The organism is Streptomyces dengpaensis (genome assembly GCF_002946835.1).
In the GTDB taxonomy this organism is placed as follows: Bacteria; Actinomycetota; Actinomycetes; order Streptomycetales; family Streptomycetaceae; genus Streptomyces; species Streptomyces dengpaensis.
Genome location: NZ_CP026652.1, coordinates 4681572 through 4704931 on the forward strand (window position 1 = coordinate 4681572; position 23360 = coordinate 4704931).

The window sequence follows — 23360 nt, forward strand, 5'->3', positions numbered from 1 at the left end:
GACGTGCGGGATATCGGGGGGCGGCTCCCGGACGTCTACATGCCCGGAAGGGCGTACCCGGATGCCCGGGATGCGCGTATCCGGATGTCTGGGGCGCGTATCCGGCCGGACGTGGTGGTCAGGACTCCGTTCGGTACATCAGGTCCGTCTCGTGGGTGAGGAAGCCGAGGCGTTCGTAGACGGTCACGGCGGACTTGTTGTCGGCGTCGACGTACAGCATCGCGGTGGGCATGCCCTGGGCGGCGAGGTGGCGGAGGCCGATGGTGGTCAGGGCCTTGCCGAGGCCGGTGCCCTGGGCGCCGGGGTGGACGCCGAGGACGTAGACCTCTCCGAGCTGTTCCGCGGCGTGGACCTTGGTCCAGTGGAAGCCGAGGAGCTCGTCGCCGCGGAAGGCGAGGAAGAACCCGGACGGGTCGAACCACGGCTCGGCCATCCGGTCGTCCAGGTCGCGCTGGGTGAGGGAGCCCTGCTCGGGGTGGTGGGCGAACGCCGCGGCGTTCACCGCGAGCCAGGCGGCGTCGTCCCGGCCCGGCACGAAGGAGCGGACGCGTACGCCGTTCGGGAGCTTCGGCTCGGGCAGGTTCAGGTCCGCCAACGACCGCCGCATCTGGCGCAGTTCGCGGAAGAGGGTGAGCCCGAGGACCTGTGCCAGATGCCGGGCGGCGGAGTGACCGCCGTGCGCCCACACCCGCAGCCGCTTCCCGGACTCGGCGAGCAGGGCCGAGCCGAGCGCCCGCCCGTGCCCGTGCCCACGGTGCCCGGGGTGCACGACCAGCTCGGCGGCCGGGGCCTCCACCGGGTCGGTGTCCTCCAGCTGTGCGTAGCCGACCAGCTCGTCGCGGACGATCAGCAGCAGATGCCGGACGCCCTCACGGGCCCCGCCCTTCAGCTGCAGCCGCCCCTGCTCGGACACCGCCTGCTGCCCGTCGGCCCGGGCGGCCTCCGCGAGCAGTGCGAGCACCTGCTCGGCCTGGGCCGGGGAGAGCGCCGAGCAGGTCTCGATGGAGCGGGAGAGAGCGGGCAGTGCGCTGTCGTCGCTGGTCATGCATACGAGGGTACGGCGCGGTGATTTCGGGACAAGGAGCTGGACGGGGTGGATGTCGAGCGTGGCGGGAGGAGAGGCCGACGGGGTGGTCAGACGATGGCAATCAGCCCGTAACCCTCAACCCCCTTTTGTGCTACGCGCGTTGACTCTAGGGTGCGGGCATAGCCACAGTGGTCTCGCCGTGCGTGCGGGCCCCGTGGTTCCTGTGGGTTGGGCGGGTTCTGTGGGTTCCGCGGCTCCTGTTGGTTCTGCGGGTCCTGTGGGTTCCGCGGCTCTCGTGGGCTCCGCGGATCCTGTGGGGCCCACGGCTCCCGTGGGTTCCGCGGTTCTCGTGGCCGGCACAGCTCTCACCGTTCCGTTCCCAGGGGGGATCCCATGTCGTCGACGCCCCGGCACAGACTTCCGCGTCGCCTGCTCGCGGCCGCCGCCGGCCTCGCCACCGTCGGTGCTCTGGCCGCCGCGATGCCCGCCAGCGCGGGCCAGGACAGGACGACGCCGCCGCACCATCAGGGAAGCGGCCGCTACCAGGACGTACAGCTGCTGTCCTTCAACGATCTGCACGGCAACCTGGAGCCGCCGGCCGGTTCTTCCGGGCGGGTGACGGAGCAGCACGAGGACGGCACGACCAAGACGATCGACGCGGGTGGCGTCGAGTACCTGGCCACGCATCTGCGCGAGGCTCGCAAGGACAACACGTACTCGATCACGGCCGCCGCCGGTGACATGGTCGGCGCGTCCCCGCTGATCTCCGGGCTCTTCCACGACGAGCCGACGATCGAGGCGCTGAACGGCCTCGACCTCGATGTCTCGTCGGTCGGCAACCACGAGTTCGACGAGGGCGCCAAGGAACTGGCCCGCCTGCAGAACGGCGGCTGCCACCCGAAGGACGGCTGTTACGACGACAGCGAGAAGTTCACCGGCGCCACCTTCCCCTATCTCGCGGCGAACGTCACCGACGAGAAGACCGGCAGGCCGATCCTCAAGCCGTACTGGGTGTGGAAGAAGAACGGCGTCAAGGTCGGCTTCATCGGCGTGACCCTGGAGGGCACCCCGGACATCGTCTCCGCCGAGGGTGTCAAGGGGCTGAAGTTCGGCGACGAGGTCGCGACGATCAACAAGTACGCCAAGGTGCTTCAGCGCCAGGGTGTGAAGTCGATCGTCGCGCTGGTCCACGAGGGCGGGGCGCCCGCGTCGACGGCGTACAACTACGACTGCGACAGCCCCGGCGCCGGTGACGGCATCTCCGGCCCGATCGTCGACATCGCCAAGAACGTCACCCCGGCCGTGGACGCGCTGGTCACCGGTCACACGCACCAGGCGTACGCGTGCACGATCGCCGACCCGGCGGGCAAGCCCCGCACGGTCACGTCGGCCGCGTCCTTCGGCCGTCTGTACACGGACACGACGCTGACGTACGACCGGTGGACCGGCGACATCGCCCGTACGGCGGTGAAGTCCGCGAACCACGTGGTCACCCGTGATGTGGCGAAGGCCGCCGACATGACGGACCTGATCACCAAGTGGAAGACCCTCGCCGCTCCGATCGCCTCCCGGCCCATCGGCTACATCGCGGGCGAGATCGGCAACACCGGCACCGAGTCCCCGCTCGGCGACCTGATCGCCGACGCGCAGCTCGCGTACGCCAAGTCCGTCGACCCCGAGGCCGACCTCGCGCTGATGAACCCCGGCGGCATCCGCGCCGGCCTCACCCACACGGCGAGCGGCGGCGAGGGCGACGGCGTGGTGACGTACGGGGAGGCGTACAGCGTCCAGCCCTTCTCCAACACGGTCAACCTGGTCGACCTGACCGGCGCGCAACTGCTCACCGCGCTCCAGCAGCAGGTCAGCGGGGCGAACGAGGCGGCGCCGAAGATCCTTCAGATCTCGGCCGGACTGACCTACACGCTGGACCTGACGAAGTCGGGCGCCGCGCGGGTCGTCACCGACTCGGTCAAGCTCAACGGCACCGCCATCGACCTCACCGGGAGCTACCGCGTCGCGATGAACTCCTTCCTCGCGGGCGGCGGCGACGGCTTCGCCGAACTCGGCAAGGGCACGAACGTCCTGGTCGGCGAGGACGACCTGGCGGCCTTCGAGTCCTTCCTGACGGCGAACTCGTCGGCAGGGACGCCGTATGCGGTGCCGGCGGCTGACCGGATCACGGTCGTTCGGTAGATCCTCGGCAGAGCGAGCGGGGCCGGTGCGGACACACGCACCGGCCCCGCTCGCGTGTACGCAGACGGGCGGGTGTGTCCTGGGCGCTCGGCTAGGGCGTCTCGGGCGGCGGTACCGGTGCCCCCGGCAGCCGTACGGTCGCCACCGTGCCGCCGCCCATGGCGGGTGTCAGGGAGACCTCGCCGCCCGACTGCTGGACCGTGCGCGCCACGATCGACAGGCCGAGGCCCGATCCGGGGAGGGCCCGGGCCGACGGGGAGCGCCAGAAGCGGTCGAAGACGTGGGGGAGTTCCTCGGTGGGGATGCCGGGGCCGCGGTCGCGGACCGTCAGTTCGCCGTTCTTGAGGATGACGTCGATCGCGCCGCCCTCGGGGCTGAACTTCACCGCGTTGTCGAGGATGTTCACGATCGCCCGCTCCAGGGCGGACGGCTCCGCCCGTACGTACCAGGGCTGGAGGTCCGCCCTGATCGTCAGCTCCGGGCCGCGCAGCCGCGCCCGGCGCAGGGCCGACTCGACCGTGTCCTCCAGCGCCACCACCTGTACGCGGTCCGCCGGCTGGCCCGCGTCCGAGCGCGACAGGGTCTGCAAGTCGCCGATCAGCACGGCCAGTTCGGTCATCTGGGCGGTGACCGAGGCAAGGAGTTCCTTGCGGTCCGCCGGGGGGATCGGGCGGCCCATTTCCTCGCTGCGGGTGAGGAGTTCGATGTTGGTGCGCAGGGAGGTCAGCGGCGTACGCAGTTCGTGGCCCGCGTCCGCGATGAGTTGCTGCTGCAGTTCGCGGGAGCTGGCCAGCGCGGACGTCATGGAGTTGAAGGACCGCGAGAGACGGGCGATCTCGTCCTCGCCGTCGTCTTCGACGGGGATGCGGATGGAGAGATCTTCCGTGCGCGCCACGTGTTCCACGGCCTCGGTGAGTTTGTCCACCGGGCGCAGGCCCGCGCGGGCGACTGCCAGGCCGGCGGCTCCGGCGCCGACGACTCCGATGCCAGAGACGAGGAGCAGGAGGAGCGCCAGGTAGTTGAGGGTGGACTCGGTGCTCTTGAGAGGGACGGCCACGACGAGGGCGGCCTTGCTGTACATCACCCGGCTGGTGGGAAGCTGGTTGGGAACGTCGGTGACGATGAGCGGCATCGTCATGACGCGTACGGCGTCGCCGTTGCTGTCGGTCCCGTTCCGGAGCGTGAACATGCCGGGTTTCGGGTCCTGGGCCATTTCCTTGTCGCTGTCGGTGACCTTCACCGTGTCCGCGGAGTAGTCAAGGGCACAGACAGTGCCGTTTGCCCGGACCACCTGCGTGTAGGAGTCGAAGCGCATGCGGTAGTTGTTGTTGCTCGGGTTCTTGCCGCAGTTGTCGAGAGCGGTCTGGACCAAGCCGTACGGCATGGACTGCTTCTGGGCCTGGAGACTGCTGTCGATCTCGGCGTACAGCTTCCCCTGCACGATGAACCAGCACGTGACCGAAACCGCCGCCACCCCGAACGCCACCGCCGCCGCCACCAGCAACGCCAGTCGCGACCGCAGCGGCAGTGACCTGAATCTGCGGATCACTCCGCGCCGCCCGAGCGCAGGACGTACCCCACGCCCCGCACCGTGTGCACGACGCGTGGCTCGCCGCCCGCCTCGGTCTTGCGGCGCAGGTACATGACGTACACGTCGAGGGAGTTGGAGGAGGGCTCGAAGTCGAAGCCCCAGACCGCCTTCAGGATCTGCTCGCGGGTGAGGACCTGGCGCGGGTGCGCCAGGAACATCTCCAGAAGCGTGAACTCCGTGCGCGTAAGCTCCACCGGGCGTCCGGCGCGCGTGACCTCGCGGGTCGAGAGGTCCATGCGGAGGTCGCCGAAGGTGAGCGCGTCCTCCTCCTGGGTGCCGTCCGCCGTGGCCGCGTAGGAGCTGCGGCGCAGCAGCGCCCGGACCCGGGCGAAGAGCTCGTCGAGCTCGAAGGGCTTGACCAGGTAGTCGTCCGCGCCGGCGTCGAGGCCCGTGACGCGGTCGCCGACCGTGTCACGGGCCGTCAGCATGAGGATCGGGGTCATGGTGCCCGCGCCGCGCATCCGGCGTGCCGCCGTCAGGCCGTCCATCCGGGGCATCTGGATGTCGAGGACGACCAGGTCGGGCTGGTACGCGGTCGCCTTCTCCAGGGCGTCCGCGCCGTCGACCCCGACCTCGGTGTCGTATCCCTCGAAGGCGAGGCTGCGCTGGAGTGCGTCGCGCACTGCCGGCTCGTCGTCGACGATCAGGATGCGCTGGGGGTCACGGTCGCCATCGGCGGGGCTCATGGGCGTGGGTTCCTATGGGTGCGGTGGGGTGGTCTGATCCCGTCTGTGCTGATCCTGCTCAGCCTCGCACGTTCCGAGCGGAGGCGGAAAGGATCAGCACGCGTGGGAGAGGGTCAGACGCACAGCGCGCTCAGACGGCGCAGCGGGATCTTGCGGCGGTGCGGCCGCGTGGCCGGCGTCCGCAGGCCCATCAGCTGCGGGGCCACCTCAGGGGTGCGGGCCTCGGGGGTACGCGGTTCCGGGCAGTGCAGCTCGTGGGCCACGGCCAGGGCCTGGGAGATCCCGGCAGGGGCGATGCCGACAAACGTCTGCGAAACGGTGGTGTGCGTCATGTTCTTGATCATCTCGACCTCCAAGGTCGGATCGGACGGAGTACATCGGATCGGATCGGACGGAGTGCGTCGGATCGGATCGGAGTGCGTGTGTCGGATCGGAGTGCGTGCGAAGCCGCGTGCTTCAGGTCAGCTGTCCGCGCCGCCCGCCCGCAGGCTCGTCAGGTCGGACTTGACCGTGTTGACCGGGATCGCGAAGCCGAGGCCCACGCTTCCCGCGCTCGACGAGGACGTGGCGTCCGTGGCCGAGTACATCGCCGAGTTGATGCCGATGATGTTGCCGTTCATGTCGATCAGGGCGCCGCCCGAATTGCCCGGGTTGAGCGAGGCGTCGGTCTGGAGCGCCTTGTACGTCGTCGTGGACGAGCCCGTGTCGCCGTTGAACTCCTGGCCGCCGAACTCGAACGGCCACTGGCCGCTGCCGCCGCCCTGCTGTTGCCGCCGGCCCTGGTTCTCGTCGGTCGAGACGGTGACGTCACGGTCAAGGGCGGAGATGATGCCGCTGGTGACCGTGCCCGTCAGGCCCTCGGGGGAGCCGATCGCGACCACCTCGTCGCCGACCCGGACGCCGTCGGAGTTGCCCAGCGTCGCGGCCTTCAGGCCGGACGGCGCGTTGTCGAGCTTGATGAGCGCCAGGTCCTTGCTGCTGTCGGTGCCGACGACCTGCGCGGTGTACGACAGGCCGTTGCTCAGCTGCGCCTTGATCTCGGAGGCGCCCGAGATGACGTGGTTGTTGGTGATGATCTCGCCGTCGGCCGTGATGACCACGCCCGAACCGGTGGAGGAACCCGCGTTCGAGGTCGCGCTGATCTCGACGATGCTCGGGCTGACCGCCCGGGCCACCCCGGCGACCGTGCCCTTCTTGGCGGTGGGCACCACGTTCGTGCTGGTGCTGCTCGACGGGGTGTCCTTGCCGGTCAGCTCCTGTATGCCGTACGCGGTACCGCCACCGATGGCGGCGGCGACGATCGCGACGGCGGCCAGGAGGGCCAGCGGGCCCTTCGAGCGCTTCTTGCCGGCCGGCTCGTACGCAGGCGAGGGCGGCCACTCGGGGTGAACGGGGGAGGAGACCTGCTGCTGGTCGACGGGGGCGTAGACCTGCTGCTGGGGGTACGCCGACTGCAGGGGGTCGGCCGCCTGGTAGGTGTCGCCCTGGGGGTAGTCGCCGCTGCGGCGGAAGCTCTCGGTCATGCAAAGAGGTTTCCTCCGGATCATGAGAGCTTCCTGAGGGCCCGCTAAAAAGCCCGACAGAACCGCGTATGCCCGATATAAAGCCGCCTGAGTCCGGCTCGGGCCCCGCTCGGGCCAGGGAAACGGCGGATTGCGTGAGGGTGATGAGTCGGGGTGCGCCCGACGAACACTTGTTCAGCCGCTGTGAAGCACGTGTGGAGAGGGGCTTGTGAGGCCTACGATCACCGCGCCGGAGGGGGGCTCCGCGGTAATGCCTGAATCGATGTAAGCGATGGCGAGCAGCTGCTTGCAGGTGCTGTGGCGATCGCTTTCGGGCGGGCTCGTGTGTCGCGTCGTACGCCCTCCTTGGGCCCTTACGACGACGACCCACACCAGGAGCCCTAGTGATACGTGCCCTGCGCGGTTGCCTGAGACGCCCTGTCATGGCGTTTCCCGCGGCCGCCCTCGCGCTGGCGCTGACCTGCGCCGGCGCCCTCGCGGCGCAGCCCGCGACAGCGGCGGACGACCCGACGGCGTCGCTGCCCGACGCGCCGGTCTCCCAGCCCGTGAAGCCGGCCGCCTCCGACAAGGTTCTGCGCGACCGCGTCATCGAGGCCGCCAAGGACCAGGCGACCCCCGAGCAGACCCCCAAGGCGACCCCGTTCATCATCGGGGGCAGCGAGACGACCGTCTCCTCCGCCCCCTGGATGGTCCAGCTCGCCTATTACGACGACGCGACCGGCCAGGGCTACTTCTGCGGCGGCACCCTCGTCGCCCCGAACAAGGTTCTGACGGCGGCGCACTGCGTCGCGGGCCTCGACTGGGTGAACAACGGTGCCGTGCTCGCCGGTGCCACCGACCTGTACGACGACACCAACGGCACGGTCGCGGGCGTCTGGCGCCAGTGGAACCACCCGCGCTACAACGACACGACCATCCAGAACGACATCGCGGTCCTCACCCTGGACCGCCCGCTGGAGCAGAAGTGGATGCGGCTCGCGTCCGCCAACGACACCCCGTGGTACGCGCCGGGCAACAACGCCACGGTCTACGGCTGGGGTCTGACCTCCGGCGAGGACGGCGCCGACCTGTCGTCCAAGCTGCGCAAGGTGGACCTGCCGGTCCAGTCCGACGCCACCTGCGACAGCGGCATGCGGGCGGTCCTCGGTGAGGACGCCTTCGTCGAGGGCTCGATGTTCTGCGCGGGCACCCCGGCCACCGGCACCGACGAGGGCACCAAGAGCCCCTGCAACGGTGACTCCGGCGGCCCGGTGATCACCGGCGGCAAGATCATCGGCATCGTCTCGTGGGGCGTCGCGGGCTGCACGGCCAAGGGCGCGTACCCGGTCTTCACCAAGGTCAGCTCGTACACCTGGGCCGCTCAGCCGCGCATCGACGACACCGACATGTCGTTCGACGGCAAGGCCGACCTCTTGGCCCGTACGCCCTCCGGGGGCCTGTTCCAGCAGAACAGCAAGGGCACCTCGCTTGCGCAGCGCGCCTTCCAGAGCAGCGGCTGGGAGACCATCAGCTGGGGCATGCAGGCCGACCTGGACCGGGACTTCTTCCAGGACCTGATCATCCGCGAGAAGGGCGACGGCAAGCTGTACCGCAGCTACCTGAACCACTCCACGTGGGAGTTCGAGTGGATGCAGATCAGCTCGGTGTGGGGCGGCTACAAGTCGTACGCCATCCCCGGCGACATGACCGGTGACGCCCGCCCCGACCTGGTCGCGGTGGACGCCGACGGCTCGGTCTACCTCTACCCGGGCAAGGGCACCGGCCAGTTCTACGGCCGCGTCAAGGTCGTCGACCGGGCCTGGAAGAACGTCAAGATCTTCGGCCGCGGCGACCTGTCCGGCGACGGCCGCGCCGACCTGCTCGTCCGCAACAGCTCCGGGGTCCTGTACCTCTACAAGGGCACGCAGGTCGAGCACAAGCCGTTCGCGACACGGATCCAGGCGCGTACGGGCTGGAACTTCACCTCGTACGTGTCCAACGGCGACGTGACGGGCGACGGCATCGCCGACGTCATCGCCCGCGACTCCGGCGGCACGCTCTGGCTCTACCCGGGCACCAACAAGGCGTCCAGCAGCCTCTTCGGCTCGCGGATCAGCCTGGGCACGGGGTTCAACCAGTACAACCTGCTGTTCTAGACGCTCACCGTCGTGCGTCGGTCCTGCTTACTCACAGCCGCAGGACCGGCGCACGACCAGGCGTGACGGGAACAGCTTCAGGCGCTCGCGGCGCGAGCCCGCGACCCGCAGCCCGTCATCGAGGACGAGATCGACGGCCGCGCGAGCCATCGCCGAACGGTCCGACGCGATCGTCGTCAGCGGCGGGTCCGTCAGGGCCGCTTCCTTGACGTCGTCGAAGCCGGCCACGGCCAGCTCGCCCGGTACGTCGATACGCAGCTCGCGCGCCGCCCGCAGCACGCCGATCGCCTGGTCGTCGGTGGAGCAGAAGATGGCCGGCGGACGGTCCGGGCCCGCGAGCAGGCGGAGGGCGACCTCGTAGGCGTCGTAGCGGTTGTAGAGGGCTTCGAAAAGGCGCCCCTGAGTGGAGATGCCCGCCTCCTGCATCGCGCGCCGCCAGCCCTCGACGTGGTCGGAGACCGGGTCGCCGACGACCGGGGTCTCGGCGATGCCGCCGAGACAGGCCACGTACTCGTAGCCGTGTTCGAGCAGGTGGCGGGTGGCGAGCTGGGCGCCGCCGATGTCGTCCGTGACGACCGCGACGTCGTCGATCGCCTCGGGGCGCTCGTGCAGCAGCACCACGCGGGCGTCCCAGGCCTCGATCTCCTCGGCCGCGTGGTCGTTCAGCGCGTGGCTGACGAGGATCAGGCCGGAGACCCGCATGCCGAGGAAGGCGCGCAGATAGTGGACCTCGCGCTCGGCGATGTAGTCGGTGTTGCCGACGAGGACCATTTTTCCGCGGTCGGCGGCAGCCTGTTCGACCGCGTGCGCCATCTCCCCGAAGAAGGGCTGGCGCGCGTCCGGGATGATCAGGCCTATGAGCTCGGTCCGCCGCGATGCCATGGCCTGGGCGACCCGGTCGGGCCGGTACCCCAGCTCCTTGATCGCGGCGAGAACGCGCTCGCGCGTGGCCGGGGCAACCGGCCGGGGTCCGTTGTTGATGACATAGCTGACGACGGCGGTGGAGGTACCCGCCAGTCGCGCCACATCATCCCGAGTCACCTTGGCCACGCGCGGAGTCTACGCGGATGGACCTACCTCTGGGCAGGGCGTACGGCGGGTTCCCGCACCTCCGCGACAGCCCGCTCGGCATCGGCGGCGTCCAGGTGCGCCCTCTCGTCCGCATCATCCGGCTTTGGCTGGGCCGCCTTGGCCTTCGCCTCGTCCGCGGCGCGGTCCACTTTCTCGGGAGTAACGAATCGATAACCGACGTTCCGCACGGTTCCGATGAGCGACTCGTGCTCGGGCCCGAGCTTCGCGCGCAGTCGTCGTACGTGGACGTCGACCGTGCGCGTGCCGCCGAAGTAGTCGTAGCCCCAGACCTCCTGGAGCAGCTGGGCGCGCGTGAAGACGCGGCCCGGGTGCTGCGCGAGGTACTTCAGGAGCTCGAACTCCTTGAAGGTGAGGTCGAGGACCCGGCCCTTGAGCTTCGCGCTGTACGTCGCCTCGTCGACCGACAGGTCGCCGTTGCGGATCTCCATGGGGGAGTCGTCGTTGACGATCTGCTGGCGACCCATCGCCAGGCGCAGGCGCGCCTCGACCTCGGCCGGTCCCGCGGTGTCGAGCAGGACGTCGTCGATGCCCCAGTCGGCGGTGACGGCCGCGAGGCCGCCCTCCGTCACGACGAGGATGAGCGGACAGCCGGGGCCCGTGGACCGCAGCAGCTGGCACAGGCTGCGCACCTGCGGGAGGTCACGGCGGCCGTCGATCAGGATGACGTCGGCGCCGGGGGTGTCGACGAGAGCCGGGCCCTCCGCCGGAGCCACGCGTACGTTGTGCAGCAGCAGGCCGAGAGCGGGAAGCACCTCCGTCGACGGCTGAAGGGCATTGGTCAGGAGCAGCAGAGAACTCATCGCGCCCCACCTGCCTGGGTCGTCTTACGTTCGTGCACGGTTCGCTCGCCCATAACGTCTGGTTCCTCCTCGGTCCCTGCGATGGGGGCACCTCCCACGCCCTTGGGCAGTGGGGGAGTTTGCGGCACTGCTGTGTACGTGCGGTTCCCGCGCCCCTGGGATCCGCCTGCGCGTTCGAGGCCCGTACACCCGCGGTTTCCCGCTTCGTATACAACGCTTCCGAAAGCACAAAAGGACCCGGGGGCTACGCTGCCCGAGTCCTCTGCCCAGCAGAATAGCCCACATGAGTTCACGTTCGGCAGGTCAAGCGGCGGGATCTTCCTATCGTCCACACCTTGAGACGGCGCCCCGCACCCCTGTGCGGAGGTTTCTGCTCACGGTCGACGGGGTGACGATCGATGCGGCGTACGACCCCGGAACGGGGGCTTCCGGTGACCTCGCGTTCATTGTCGCGCACGGTTTCACGGGCGATCTGGACCGCCCGCACGTGTGCCGCGCGGCGGGGATTCTCGCGCGCCACGCACCGGTCGTCACCTTCTCCTTCCGTGGTCACGGCGCCTCCGGCGGCCGCTCCACGGTCGGCGACCGCGAGGTCCACGACCTGGCGGCGGCCGTGGCGTGGGCGCGGGAGCTGGGGCACGCGCGCGTGGCCACCGTGGGGTTCTCGATGGGCGGGTCGGTCGTGCTCAGGCACGCGGCCATCTACGGAGAAACGGCAGAGGCCGGGCGCAGGCAGGGCCGGCAGCAGGGCCAGGAGCACGAGGGGCGCACGGATGCGCATACGGACGCGGTGGTTTCGGTGAGCGCACCGGCCCGCTGGTACTACCGGGGCACGGCCCCTATGCGACGGCTGCACTGGCTGGTAACGCAGCCGGTGGGCCGGATAGTGGGCCGCTACGGCCTGCGCACCCGCATCCACCACCGCGAGTGGGACCCCGTACCCGCCTCTCCCGTCGAGTCGGTCCCCCTCATCGCACCCACCCCGCTCCTCATCGTCCACGGCGACCAGGACGGCTACTTCCCCGTCGACCACCCGCGGATGCTCGCCGCCGCCTCCGGGGGCCACGCCGAACTGTGGCTGGAGCACGGGATGGGGCACGCGGAGAACGCCGCGGACGACGCGTTGCTGGCCCGTATCGGGGACTGGGCTGTCGCACACGCGGGCTAGCCTGACGGTGTTCACAGGATCCACCGACGTACGAGACCCACCGACGTACAAGATCCACCGATGTACGAGATCCACCGTACGAGATCCACTGATGCACGTATCCAGTGATTGAGGAACGAGATGGCAAAGGGCACGGTGCGTTACTGGGCCGCCGCCAAGGCCGCGGCAGGCGTCGCCGAGGAGCCGTACGACGCGAGCACGCTCGCCGAGGCACTCGACGAGGCCCGCGAGCGACACCCCGGCGAACTCGTCCGCGTCCTGCGGCGATGCTCGTTCCTCATCGACGGTGACCCCGTGGGGACCCGCGAGCATGAGACGGTACGGCTGGCCGAGGGCGGCACGGTCGAGGTGCTCCCGCCGTTCGCAGGAGGATGAGCGAGACGATGAGCAATCAGCCGTACGAGGGCTACGACCCGTATCAGCAGGCCCAGCAGCAGCCTCAGCCCGAGTGGCAGGGATACACCCAGCAGTGGGAGGGGCAGACCTGGGAGACGCAGGCGCAGGCGCCGGTGTCCGCCGCGGATACGGCGTATGTGCCGACGCAGGGGTATGCGGAGCCCGTGTACGGGCACGGCACCGCATCGCTGCCTCAGGAGGCGCCGGCGCCCGCGTGGACGCCCGCACACCAGCACTCCGGCCAGCAGGCGCCCGGCGCCGGTGGCCCGGCCCATGGCCCCAGCGGGACGACCGCCCAAAGCCTTGCCGAGGACGCCCCCGGATACGGTCCCCCCACCGTCACGGGCAACCCCCGCATCACGGACGCCCAGCGCGCCCGCGCGGAGGGACGGTCGCCGATCATCGAACCCGGGATCCAGCCCGCCGCGCTCACGGCGCTGCTCGGGCTGCTGCTGTCCGGTGCGGCGGCGATCGGGGAGTACGCGCTTGTCGTCCCCCTCGTCCTGCTGCAGGCCGTCACTGCGGCGGGATGGTTCCGGCTGAACGGGATGTGGCCGGCCCGGCAGGGCATCGCGCTCGCGTTCCTGGGCGCGGTGACCGCGGACGTGGCGCTGCTCGCGACCGGACGGGAGAACGCGCCCGCCGCGATCCTCGGCACCCTCGGCGTCTGGGTCCTGCTCACCCTCGTCCTGCAACTGCGCAACCACGCCGACCCGGACACCCGGATGTACGGCCTGATGGCGACCGTCGCCTCGGCGGCGTTGGCGATCGTCGCGACCGGACATCTCGCGGCCGAGCCGGACGCCGTCACCGTGGGCGCGGCCGCCGTCGCCGTGGCGATCCTCGTGCGCGCGCTGCCACTGCCCACGGCGGCCTCCGTGGTGGTTTCGCTGCTGGTGGCCGCGGGCGTCGGGTTCGCGGTCGGCGGGATGACGGATCTGGGGTCCCAGGGCGCGTTCCTCGGCCTCGGAGCGGGGGTGTGCGCGCTGATCGGCCACCGGGTGGCCAGTTACGACTACCCGTCCCGTTTCGTTCACTTCACTGCGGGCGTGGCCCTGCCGCTCGCCGCGGCCGCCCCGGCGGTCTACCTCCTGGGCCGCGCCTTGGGTTAGGACGTGGCGCTCTGCGCGGCGTTGTGCGTGGGGGACCCCGCTGATCGTCACAGCTGATCGACAACCGACTCGAAGGGCCCCGTTTCCGGGGGCCCTGCGGGGTTAGGCTCGCGCCGGACGGCCACCCAGGTCGTCACGGGTCGCGGAGACCGGGCCCGAGACCACTGAGGTGGGGGAAAGACCGAGCATGCGCGCACTGCGGACAATCCTGATCGTCGTCGTCATCCTGGGCGGCCTGTTCGTCATCGCGGACCGGGTGGCGGTCGGGTTCGCGGAGGACGAGGCGGCGGACCGGATCAAGAGCACCGAGGGGCTGGCCAGCACCCCCGACGTGTCCATCGAGGGCTTCCCCTTCCTCACCCAGGTCGTCGGCGGCGAGCTCGACGACGTGAAGATCGGCATCAAGGACTACGAGGCCTCGACGGGCGGCGCCAACGCCACCGCCGACACCATTCGCATCGACGACCTGAACGCCGAGATGCACGGCGTCGCCTTCAACAGCGACTACAGCTCGGCCACGGCCAGCAGCGCCACCGGCACCGCGTCCATCTCGTACGCCGAGCTGCTGAAGGCGGCCAAGGCCGAGCCGACGCAGGTCGCGGCCGGTGTCACCGCCCAGGTGATCGGCCTCTCCGACGGCGGCAACGGCAAGATCAAGGTCACGGTCGAGGCCACCGTCCTCGGCACCAAGCTGCCCCAGCCGGTCTCCGTGCTCAGCTCCGTCAGCGTCTCGGGCAACACCGTGAAGGTGCACGCCGACACCCTGCCCAAGCTGGGCGTCGAGCTCGCCGAGGGCCGGATCCGCGCGATCACCGACTTCGAGCAGAAGATCGACGAACTGCCTGGCGGCATCCAGCTCGACAAGGTCGAGGCGACGCAGAACGGCGTGGACATCTCCGTGAAGGGTTCGGACGTCAAGCTGGTCGGGTAGGGCGTCGAGCCGGTCGGGTTCGGACGTCAGGCCGGTCGGGGCAGGGACGTCGAGCCGGTCGGGTTCGGACGTCAAGTCGGTCGGGCGGACGGTTGCCGGGCTCCTGGGGGCGCGATGTCCGAGGAGCGAGACGGGGCCGTCCGTACAGTAGATGTGCGGACGGGCTGATGGCGGACGCGGGCGCCCGGGAATCGGGCAGGCGCGGGATCGGCCCCACTGGCGTCCCGCATCGTGGACGATCGCATCTCAGAATGCGACACGCCGGTGACACGCCCGCCCGTCCGTCCCTACGATCGGGGGCATGAAGCGACAGGCGGACCTCACGAAGCGGCGGGCAGTAGACCTGTGCCGCGTCGCCGCCATGCTCTGTCGCACCTTCTGAGCGGAAGCCTTCGTAACTTCCGCGAGCCGGGCCCTTCGACCCCTCTTGTCAGGGCCACCCTTGTGCCGCGCAGCCGTCACCGGCATGACCGCGCACCCCCCTCTCTAACGCATCGCCCCGCCGCAACTGCCCCGGAGGAGAAAAGCATGAGCCGCAGCGACGTCCTGGTAGACGCCGACTGGGTCCAGGACCACCTGGACGACCCGAACGTGGCCATCGTCGAGGTCGACGAGGACACGTCCGCGTACGAGAAGAACCACATCAAGAACGCGATCCGGATCGACTGGACCAAGGACCTCCAGGACCCGGTCCGCCGTGACTTCGTCGACCAGGCCGGCTTCGAGAAGCTCCTGTCGGAGAAGGGCATCGCCAACGACACGCTGGTGATCCTCTACGGCGGCAACAACAACTGGTTCGCCTCGTACGCCTACTGGTACTTCAAGCTGTACGGCCACGAGAACGTGAAGCTCCTCGACGGCGGCCGCAAGAAGTGGGAGCTGGACTCCCGCGACCTGGTGGCCGAGGTCCCGGCCCGTGCCACGACGGAGTACAAGGCCAAGGCCCAGGACACCTCGATCCGCGCCTTCCGTGACGAGGCCGTCGCCGCGATCGGCGCGCAGAACCTGGTCGACGTCCGTTCCCCCGACGAGTTCAGCGGCAAGCTGCTCGCCCCGGCCCACCTGCCGCAGGAGCAGTCGCAGCGCCCGGGTCACATCCCGAGCGCCCGCAACATCCCGTGGTCGAAGAACGCCAACGACGACGGCACCTTCAAGTCGGACGACGAGCTCAAGGAGCTCTACGCCGAGGAGCAGGTCGACCTCGCCAAGGACACCATCGCGTACTGCCGCATCGGCGAGCGTTCGGCGCTCACCTGGTTCGTGCTGCACGAGCTGCTCGGCGTGGAGAACGTCAAGAACTACGACGGCTCCTGGACCGAGTACGGCTCCCTCGTCGGCGTCCCGATCGAGCTCGGGGCCAACAAGTAACCCGGCTAAGCAACCCTCAAAGGCCTGAAGGACGGAATCGACATATGTGTGGAGCGAAGGCCGGCGGCCCCGGCGCCTCGACGATCAAGCCCGGTGAGACCACGATCCAGGGGCAGGTGACCCGTGACGGCGAGCCGGTGACGGGCTACGTCCGCCTCCTGGACTCGACCGGCGAGTTCACGGCGGAGGTCCCCACCTCCGCGACGGGCCAGTTCCGCTTCTACGCGGCCGAGGGCACGTGGACCGTACGCGCCCTGGTGCCCGGCGGCACCGCCGACCGCACGGTCGTCGCCCAGACGGGCGGCCTCGCCGAGGTCGCGATCGCCGTCTGACGGCACCAAGAGAACGGCCAGAGGGCCGCACCCCCGGGGGTTGGACGCTTACCGGATCGGGGTGCGGCTCTTCGGCTTTCCCGGCCTCGCGCCGGACGGCTTTCCCGGCTCCGCGCCGGACGGCTTTCCCGGCTCCGCGCCGGACGGCTTTCCCGGCTCCGCGCCGGACGGCTTCCCCGGACCCCCGCCGGACGGCTTACGCGGGCCTGCGGTGGGCGGCTTGTGCGGCCTACGCTGGATGTATGTACGCACGCCGGCGTCACATGTACTTCGCCATGATGGGGACGTGTATCGGGCTCTTCGTCCTGGCCTGGGGAGTCGTGCGGCTCTGGTCGGTTCCGGTCGCCGTGGGGATGTGCGTGGTGGCCATGGTGATTCCGCCGCTGGCCGCGATCGTGGCCAATCGGCGGGGGCCCGAGGACCGCTGGTGGGACGACCCGTCCGGGGACCCGAAGTCCGACGAGTGGTGGGACGAGCTGGACGGGAAGAAGCGACACCAGTAGACGGCACGCACGACGGCAGCGAAGGGCTCATATGTCGCGTACGAGATTGTCCACCGTGGTGTTCGACGCGCCTGACGCCCATGGGCTGGCCGACTTCTACATGCGGCTGCTCGGCTACGTGAAGCGCGCCGAGGAGCCCGACTGGGTGCTCATCGGCCCGTCGTTCGGCGGCACCGGGCTCGCCTTCGAGACCGAGCGCAACTACACCCCGCCCGTGTGGCCCGCGGCGCCCGGCGACCAGCGGATGATGCTGCACATCGACATCGAGGTCGACGACCTGGCCGCGGAAACGGCCCGTGCCCTCTCCGAGGGGGCACGGCTCGCCGACTTTCAGCCCCAGGAGGACGTACGGGTGATGCTCGACCCGGCGGGGCACCCCTTCTGCCTCTGGGTACACACGCATCAGTCGCGCCGGAGACGCAAGAACCACCCGCACGAGCCGCCTCACTAGACGCGCACCAGACGCCGCATCACAAGCGCGCCAGAAGCCCGTCAGAAGCGAGTCAGCAGCGAGTCAGAAGCCCGTCAGACGCCTCAGTAGACCAGCGCCTGCGTCTCATCCGCCATCGCTTCCTGCACGAACACCTGCGCGCCCGCGATGCGTACGCCCTCCAGGACGTCCTTCTCCGTGATCTCGCGACGGGCCGCGCACTGCGTGCACAGCGTGATGCGCCCGGCCGCCAGGACCGAGTCGATCAGGTCCGGCAGCGGCGCCGCGTGCGGAAGCTCGAACTCGGCGGCCCGGCCCGGCAACGCGAACCACGAGGACTCTCCGGTCAGCCAGAGGGAGACCTCCACGCCGCTGGCCACGGCCACCGCCGCGACGGTGAACGCCTGTGAGCAGCGCTCCGGAGCATCGGCCCCCGCCGTCACCTTGATCACGAGCTTCTTCTCCATACCCGAATGGTAGTCCGAATCGTGATCAACTCCGGTGCAACCCAAGGTGTTGGCCATGGGTCTCCCGTGCACGCGGATACGGAATCCGCGCTTCATGTCCTGTGGGGGGACGTCTTGGAAGTACCTGAAGCTCCTGTAGCGCCTGATGCGTCAAGTGCGTCCGAGGAATCGCCGCGCGTACGCCGTCGGGGGCGTACGACCCTGCTGATCGCCACCGCCGCCGCGCTCGGGCTCGTCGCCGGTGCCTGCAGCGGCTTTCTGATCCAGGCCGACCGCGAGCCCACCAAGCTGCCGTCGCTGTCCCAGCCGGTCGTGGCGCAGGCCAAGGGTGAGGGCCCCGAGCCGCTGTCCGCCGCCCAGGACCGCCGGGTGAAGACGGACGGCGACCTGCGCAAGGTGCTGCTGCAGCGGCCGAAGGGGGCGCGGGCCGCCGAGTGGGTGAGTGAAGACGGCTGGCTGGATGTCGCCGGCCACGCGGAGCAGTACACCGAGCCCGCCGAGGCCTTCGGCAATCTGCTCGGCGACGAGTTCCGGCGCGGGGTCGAAGCGGGCTGGCGCGTCGGCAGCACGTACACCGTCGAGATCCGGCTCATCCAGTACCGCCAGGAAGAGCGGCACGTCGTCACCGAGGCCGCCGACAACGAGCACTACTGGGCGAACGACGAGGACGGCACCAACAGCTGGCCCATCCCCGGCACGGGCGACGGCATGGCGTACATACACACCAAGGCCCACACGGAGCCCGGCTATCTGCCGGTGTACGAGGCCGAGGCGCACGCCTGGCGCGGTGACATCACCATGGAGATCTGGGTGTACGACACCAAGCCCATCCCCAAGGCGAAGATCATGGACTTGGCCGAGCGGCAGATGGAGCGGCTGTGAGCGAGCACCCCACAAACCCGGGGCCCGTGGAGCCCGTATCGGAGTCCGTGGCGGCCGCCGAACCGGCGACCTCCGTCGCGTCCGCTGCAGAACCCGCCGCGGAATCCGCTCCGGAGCCCGCCGCGATACCCGCCTCGGAACCAGCCCCGGAGCCCGCGCCCGTCAAGAAGTCCGTGCGCCGCGGTCGTATCGCCGCCATCGCCGGGTCCGTGCTGCTCGTCGGCGCCGTCGTCGGCGGCACCGGGTACACCGTCGTGACCGTCAAGGACGCCGACCGTGACGCCGGCGCGCCCACCTGGAAGTTCCCGAAGGCCGCGAAGGACGACGCCACGCCGGCGAAGGCGGCATCCGGGCTCGCCGCGATGCTCGTGCCGTACGACGAGGACGGCTGGAGCCGGGGCCCCGACATCGCCGAGTTCGGTTCCGACGCCTCGCTCAGCGGGAGCCAGGCCGCCGCCCTGCGCAAGGAGTCGATCCGCGATCTGCCCCGCTCCCAGCGGCGGCGGCTGGAGAGGCAGATCGACAAGCAGCACACCAAGGGCATGGCGATGCGCTCCTACCTGGGCACGTCGGACGCGGGCGACGACTTCACGGTGAGCGTCGCGCTGGCGCAGATGGAGGACAAGGCCGCGGTCCGGAACATGTCCACGTTCCAGAACGAGTTCTTCGAAGCCCTCAAGATCTTCCGCAAGGGGCCGAAGATCGAGGGCCACAAGAACGCCGAATGCTTCCTGCCGCCCAAGGACAAAGACGAGAAGCTCGACATGATGATCTGCTCCGCCTACCAGGGCGACGTGCTGGTCAGCGTCTCCGCGCACGCGGTCAAGCCACTGGACACCAAGGCGGTCGCATCGTTCCTGCGCGAACAGCTCGACCGCATCGCCGAACCGGGGGAAGCGGTATGACCGAGCAGACGACACCCGTCGAGCAGACCGAGCCGCAGGTCGAGAAGTCCGCACAGCAGGCCGAGCAGACCGAACCGCAGGTGGCCCTCCCGCCGATGCCCGAGTCGCCGCCCGCCCCCGTCGAGCCCCCGGCAGCCCCGGTGAAGAAGGACCGCCGAGTCCTGCGCGCCGTCCTGCGCTGGACCGCCGCCGCCGTGGTGTTCGCGGCGGTCGGCACCTCGGCCGCGTACGGCATCACGCGGATGGAGCGCACCGACGTACCAGGTCTGGCGACGGAGTCGGATGGGCGCTGGGACTACCCGACGATCACCAAGCCGCCGTTGCCCTCCGGCAGCCCGGGCCCGCTGGCGGAGGCGAACAGGACCGGCGCGCACTACGCCGACCTGCGCAAGCTCGTCCTGCCCGCCCCGAAGGGCGCGAAGGCCGACGCGGCGCTGCGCGGCGAGGACGGCTGGCTGGCGACGAAGACCTTCCTGGCGGAGTACGCCGAGAAGGCGGACCGGGAGACCGTCGGGCAGCTGCTGACCGACTACGGCCTGCGGCACATCGCCGCGCGCGGCTGGACAACCGGGGACGGCACGCACACGCGGATCTACCTGCTGCAGTTCGACACCGCGGTCGTCACGGACGAGCTGACCGCCACCGAGCTCGCGGACTACGACTCCCCGCGGTACGCGCAGCGCGGCACGGAAGAGGTCCACAGGGACGAGCGGTTCCTGGAGCGCTCGGCGGTCGACGAGGTCATGCGGTTCCCCTACGTGGAGAGCAAGCCGTACGGCGCCGAGCAGGACCGCCTGGCGTATCTGTCGGCCGGAGACACCCTCGCCCTGGTCGTGCAGTCCCGCAAGGGCGTGGCGAAGGCGGTCCCCTTCCAGCAGACGGCAGACGGTCGTCCTGCAGAGCCAGCTGCTCGGCTGAGCCCGCCGGGGTGCACCTGACCGAGAGAGCCGGGCCCCAGCCGCGTAAGCTGGGTCCCGGCTCTTGTGCACACCGCAACCCCCGCTCATCCGAGGAGCACCCGTGGAGATCTTCTTCGAAACCCTGCTGGTCCTGGTCTGCGTCGGCGTCGTCGCCTTCGCCGGGCTGGCCGTGAAGAAGCTGTACCAGGGCCAGCGCTGACCCCCCATCAAGGATCGACCTCATGATCGAGATCCCGTCGGACCTCCACAAGGACCTGGTCCCCCTTGCCTTCCTGCTCGGCAACTGGGCCGGTGCGGGCGTTCACGACTTCCCGGACTCCGAGAAGTGCAACTTCGGGCAGGAGGTCTCCTTCACCCACGACGGGCGGGACTTCCTGGAGTACCACTCGCGCACCTGGGTGCTCGACGCGGACGGGAACAACGTCAAGCCGCTGGAGACCGAGTCCGGCTTCTGGCGCATCGACGGCAACCGCAAGGTCGAGGTCGTCATGACCCGCGACGACGGTGTCGTCGAGATCTGGTACGGCGAGCTGGCCGACAAGAAGCCGCAGATCGACCTGGTCACGGACGCTGTGGCCCGCACAGCCGCGTCCGGCCCGTACACCGGCGGCAAGCGTCTGTACGGGTACGTCAACAGCGACCTCCTGTGGGTCGGCGAGAAGCAGACCCCCGAGGTCGAGCTGCGCCCCTACATGTCCGCGCACCTGAAGAGGGCCATGACCCCGGAGGAAGTCGAGCGCTGGGCCAAGGCCCTCCCCGACGACATGCCGGACAACGGGATCGCCTTCTTCAAGTAGTCCTAGACTTTCAGTGTGGTGAGCACCGACTGGAAGAGCGATCTGAGGCAGCGCGGCTACCGGCTGACGCCGCAGCGTCAGCTTGTCCTCGAAGCCGTGGACACCCTGGAGCACGCGACCCCCGACGACATCCTCATCGAGGTGAGGAAGACGGCGTCGGGGGTCAACATTTCCACCGTCTACCGGACCCTGGAGCTCCTGGAGGAGCTCGGGCTGGTCTCGCACGCCCATCTCGGGCACGGCGCGCCGACGTACCACCTTGCCGACCGGCACCACCACATACACCTGGTGTGCCGCGACTGCACGAACGTCATCGAGGCCGACCTCTCCGTGGCTGCCGAGTTCACCGCGAAGCTGCGTGACACCTTCGGTTTCGACACCGACATGAAGCACTTCGCGATCTTCGGCCGCTGTCGTGACTGCTCGCTCAAGAGTTCAACTACCAAGTCGTAGGCTAGGTGTATGAAGAGTCCCCTGCTGTCTCTGCCCGGCGCCGTCCCCGCTGAGGGCGTGGACGAAGGCGTCGCCGCCCATTACGGCGACCTGTTCCGCGAACAGCGTGCCCTCGCCGACGGCAACGGCTTCGTGGACCTCTCCCACCGCGCCGTCATCACCGTCACCGGCGATGACCGGCTCAGCTGGCTGCACCTGCTGCTCACCCAGCACGTCAGCGACCTCCCGGCCGGCCGGGCCACCGAAGCGCTGATCCTCTCCGCGCACGGCCACATCGAGCACGCGCTGTATCTCGTCGACGACGGCGAGACGGTGTGGATGCACGCGGAACCCGGCACCCAGGAGGCGTTGGTCGCGTACCTGGAGTCGATGAAGTTCTTCTACCGGGTCGAAGTCGCCGACCGGACCGACGAGTTCGCGATCGTGCACCTGCCGGCGGGGTCGATCGCCGAGGCCCCCGAGGGCGTCGTCGTACGCGAGACGCCGTACGGCCGTGACCTGTTCCTTCCTCGTACGGACCTGGAGTCGTACGCGGAGAGGAGCGGCCCCGCGGCCGGACTGCTGGCCTACGAGGCGCTGCGTGTCGAGCACCACCGCCCGCGCCTCGGCTTCGAGACCGACCACCGCACCATCCCGCACGAGCTGGGCTGGATCGGCACCGCGGTGCACCTCCAGAAGGGCTGCTACCGGGGCCAGGAGACCGTCGCCCGGGTGCAGAACCTGGGCAAGCCCCCGCGCCGCCTCGTCTTCCTGCACCTCGACGGCAGCGAGGTCCATCTGCCGGCGCACGGCACCGAGATCCGTCTCGCCGACGAGGGGCCCGACGGCCGGAAGATCGGTTTCATCACCACCTCCGTACGCCACCACGAGCTGGGCCCGATCGCCCTGGCCCTGGTGAAGCGGAACGTGCCGGTGGACGCGGCGTTGGTCGCGGGCACGACGGCGGCGGCGCAGGAAGTGGTGGTCGAGCCCTAGGGCGACAGGGCGATGGGCTCCGGTGCGACAGGGCTCTGGGGCTCTACATCTCGAGCAGGACGGTGAACGGGCCGTCGTTCGTCAGCGAGACGCGCATCTGTGCGCCGAAGCGGCCCGTCGCCACCGTCGCGCCCAGGGCGCGGAGTTGGGCGACGACCTCGTCGACGAGGGGTTCGGCCACATCGCCGGGGGCGGCGGCGTTCCACGTGGGGCGGCGGCCCTTGCGGGCGTCTCCGTACAGGGTGAACTGGCTGATGACGAGCAGTGGTGCGTCGATGTCGGAGCACGACTTCTCGTCGGCCAGCATGCGGATCGACCAGAGTTTGCGGGCGAGTTGGCCCGCCTTCTCCTTGGTGTCGTCGTGCGTGACCCCGACGAGGACGCACAGCCCCTCGCCGACGATCTCCCCGACGGTCTCGCCCGCCCGTCTCCCACCGCCACCCTCAACCGAGGACCTTCGGTCCGCCCCTTGGTTTTCCACGACGACGCTCGCGCCGTCCACTCTCTGCACCACCGCACGCATGTGGACCATCATGCCGTGCGCGGCCGACGGGGCACCGTGCGGGCCCTTCGCGTGATTCCCGGGGTCGGTAACCCCCCATCTGGGGCCGATCGGGGGCACTCGGTCACATAGCGGCCACTTGGGGTGGCACCATGCGGTGTGTTGCGGTGCA

General features: G+C 69.8%; 25 protein-coding genes and 1 pseudogene. 17 read left to right on the forward strand and 9 right to left on the reverse strand.

Features of this window, described 5'->3' with window-relative positions:
• Positions 1-118: 118 nt before the first annotated feature.
• Positions 119-1045, reverse strand: coding sequence for a mycothiol synthase (gene mshD, locus C4B68_RS21710; protein WP_099503713.1), 927 nt, complete (start codon positions 1043-1045; stop codon positions 119-121).
• A gap of 375 nt (positions 1046-1420) precedes the next feature.
• On the opposite strand from mshD, the gene C4B68_RS21720 reads away from it, so the two are divergent.
• Positions 1421-3220 carry a bifunctional metallophosphatase/5'-nucleotidase gene (locus C4B68_RS21720; RefSeq protein WP_099503711.1) on the forward strand — a complete coding sequence of 600 codons (1800 nt, stop codon included), beginning with the start codon at positions 1421-1423 and terminating at the stop codon, positions 3218-3220.
• A 91-nt stretch (positions 3221-3311) separates the two neighbouring features.
• On the opposite strand, the gene C4B68_RS21725 is transcribed toward C4B68_RS21720, so the two are convergent.
• The 4 genes from C4B68_RS21725 to C4B68_RS21740 all read right to left on the reverse strand — a co-directional run bounded on the left by C4B68_RS21725 (position 3312) and on the right by C4B68_RS21740 (position 7020).
• On the reverse strand, positions 3312-4769 hold the full coding sequence (locus tag C4B68_RS21725; protein ID WP_099503709.1) for a sensor histidine kinase: 1458 nt from the start codon (positions 4767-4769) through the stop codon (positions 3312-3314).
• Positions 4766-5497: a response regulator transcription factor gene (locus C4B68_RS21730; protein ID WP_099503707.1), complete on the reverse strand. Its 732-nt coding sequence runs from the start codon at positions 5495-5497 to the stop codon at positions 4766-4768. Before C4B68_RS21730 ends, C4B68_RS21725 begins: the two co-directional genes overlap by 4 nt.
• A gap of 113 nt (positions 5498-5610) precedes the next feature.
• Positions 5611-5841 (reverse strand): hypothetical protein, encoded by a 231-nt coding sequence (locus C4B68_RS21735; protein ID WP_167459137.1) that lies wholly within the window; start codon positions 5839-5841, stop codon positions 5611-5613.
• Between the two features lie 117 nt (positions 5842-5958).
• Positions 5959-7020, reverse strand: coding sequence for a S1C family serine protease (locus C4B68_RS21740; protein ID WP_099503705.1), 1062 nt, complete (start codon positions 7018-7020; stop codon positions 5959-5961).
• 422 nt (positions 7021-7442) lie between these two features.
• Here C4B68_RS21740 and C4B68_RS21745 point away from each other — a divergent pair, with 422 nt between their 5' ends.
• A complete protein-coding gene (locus tag C4B68_RS21745) occupies positions 7443-9155 on the forward strand; it encodes a trypsin-like serine protease (RefSeq protein ID WP_240634429.1) in 1713 nt (570 codons plus the stop codon).
• A 27-nt stretch (positions 9156-9182) separates the two neighbouring features.
• On the opposite strand, the gene C4B68_RS21750 is transcribed toward C4B68_RS21745, so the two are convergent.
• Both C4B68_RS21750 and C4B68_RS21755 read right to left on the reverse strand, forming a co-directional pair.
• Positions 9183-10205, reverse strand: a complete 1023-nt coding sequence (locus C4B68_RS21750) for a LacI family DNA-binding transcriptional regulator (RefSeq protein WP_099503700.1) — start codon at positions 10203-10205, stop codon at positions 9183-9185.
• A 23-nt stretch (positions 10206-10228) separates the two neighbouring features.
• Entirely contained in the window at positions 10229-11047 is an 819-nt protein-coding gene (locus C4B68_RS21755) for a winged helix-turn-helix transcriptional regulator (protein ID WP_099503698.1), read from the reverse strand.
• A 283-nt stretch (positions 11048-11330) separates the two neighbouring features.
• On the opposite strand from C4B68_RS21755, the gene C4B68_RS21760 reads away from it, so the two are divergent.
• From C4B68_RS21760 to C4B68_RS21795, 9 genes are all read left to right on the forward strand, one after another.
• Positions 11331-12215 carry an alpha/beta hydrolase gene (locus tag C4B68_RS21760; protein ID WP_099503696.1) on the forward strand — a complete coding sequence of 295 codons (885 nt, stop codon included), beginning with the start codon at positions 11331-11333 and terminating at the stop codon, positions 12213-12215.
• Between the two features lie 120 nt (positions 12216-12335).
• Positions 12336-12590, forward strand: a complete 255-nt coding sequence (locus C4B68_RS21765; RefSeq protein WP_099503695.1) for a MoaD/ThiS family protein — start codon at positions 12336-12338, stop codon at positions 12588-12590.
• 8 nt (positions 12591-12598) lie between these two features.
• Positions 12599-13723, forward strand: a complete 1125-nt coding sequence (locus tag C4B68_RS21770) for a hypothetical protein (RefSeq protein WP_099503791.1) — start codon at positions 12599-12601, stop codon at positions 13721-13723.
• Between the two features lie 187 nt (positions 13724-13910).
• Complete coding sequence (locus C4B68_RS21775; protein ID WP_099503694.1) at positions 13911-14654, forward strand: LmeA family phospholipid-binding protein; 744 nt, start codon at positions 13911-13913, stop codon at positions 14652-14654.
• Between the two features lie 301 nt (positions 14655-14955).
• A complete protein-coding gene (locus tag C4B68_RS44785) occupies positions 14956-15036 on the forward strand; it encodes a putative leader peptide (protein ID WP_350310325.1) in 81 nt (26 codons plus the stop codon).
• Between the two features lie 146 nt (positions 15037-15182).
• Positions 15183-16022: a sulfurtransferase gene (locus tag C4B68_RS21780; protein WP_099503693.1), complete on the forward strand. Its 840-nt coding sequence runs from the start codon at positions 15183-15185 to the stop codon at positions 16020-16022.
• A gap of 44 nt (positions 16023-16066) precedes the next feature.
• Entirely contained in the window at positions 16067-16354 is a 288-nt protein-coding gene (locus tag C4B68_RS21785) for a DUF1416 domain-containing protein (RefSeq protein WP_099503691.1), read from the forward strand.
• 242 nt (positions 16355-16596) lie between these two features.
• Positions 16597-16857 carry a DUF3099 domain-containing protein gene (locus C4B68_RS21790; protein WP_099503689.1) on the forward strand — a complete coding sequence of 87 codons (261 nt, stop codon included), beginning with the start codon at positions 16597-16599 and terminating at the stop codon, positions 16855-16857.
• 31 nt (positions 16858-16888) lie between these two features.
• Positions 16889-17308 carry a VOC family protein gene (locus C4B68_RS21795; protein ID WP_099503687.1) on the forward strand — a complete coding sequence of 140 codons (420 nt, stop codon included), beginning with the start codon at positions 16889-16891 and terminating at the stop codon, positions 17306-17308.
• Positions 17309-17391: 83 nt separating this feature from the next.
• On the opposite strand, the gene C4B68_RS21800 is transcribed toward C4B68_RS21795, so the two are convergent.
• Entirely contained in the window at positions 17392-17754 is a 363-nt protein-coding gene (locus tag C4B68_RS21800; protein ID WP_099503685.1) for a DsrE family protein, read from the reverse strand.
• A gap of 114 nt (positions 17755-17868) precedes the next feature.
• Here C4B68_RS21800 and C4B68_RS21805 point away from each other — a divergent pair, with 114 nt between their 5' ends.
• The 6 genes and pseudogenes from C4B68_RS21805 to ygfZ all read left to right on the forward strand — a co-directional run bounded on the left by C4B68_RS21805 (position 17869) and on the right by ygfZ (position 22686).
• A complete protein-coding gene (locus C4B68_RS21805; RefSeq protein WP_240634430.1) occupies positions 17869-18636 on the forward strand; it encodes a hypothetical protein in 768 nt (255 codons plus the stop codon).
• On the forward strand, positions 18633-19541 hold the full coding sequence (locus C4B68_RS21810; RefSeq protein WP_306511416.1) for a hypothetical protein: 909 nt from the start codon (positions 18633-18635) through the stop codon (positions 19539-19541). The genes C4B68_RS21805 and C4B68_RS21810 overlap by 4 nt, the downstream gene beginning before the upstream one ends.
• A pseudogene (locus C4B68_RS21815) lies at positions 19538-20459 on the forward strand (hypothetical protein). Before C4B68_RS21810 ends, C4B68_RS21815 begins: the two are co-directional and overlap by 4 nt.
• Before the next feature lie 223 nt (positions 20460-20682).
• Complete coding sequence (locus C4B68_RS21825; protein ID WP_099503678.1) at positions 20683-21258, forward strand: heme-binding beta-barrel domain-containing protein; 576 nt, start codon at positions 20683-20685, stop codon at positions 21256-21258.
• Positions 21259-21273: 15 nt separating this feature from the next.
• Complete coding sequence (locus tag C4B68_RS21830) at positions 21274-21711, forward strand: Fur family transcriptional regulator (protein ID WP_099503676.1); 438 nt, start codon at positions 21274-21276, stop codon at positions 21709-21711.
• Between the two features lie 9 nt (positions 21712-21720).
• Positions 21721-22686, forward strand: a complete 966-nt coding sequence (ygfZ, locus tag C4B68_RS21835; RefSeq protein ID WP_099503674.1) for a CAF17-like 4Fe-4S cluster assembly/insertion protein YgfZ — start codon at positions 21721-21723, stop codon at positions 22684-22686.
• A gap of 43 nt (positions 22687-22729) precedes the next feature.
• On the opposite strand, the gene dtd is transcribed toward ygfZ, so the two are convergent.
• A complete protein-coding gene (dtd, locus tag C4B68_RS21840; protein ID WP_099503672.1) occupies positions 22730-23209 on the reverse strand; it encodes a D-aminoacyl-tRNA deacylase in 480 nt (159 codons plus the stop codon).
• Between the last annotated feature and the right edge of the window lie 151 nt (positions 23210-23360).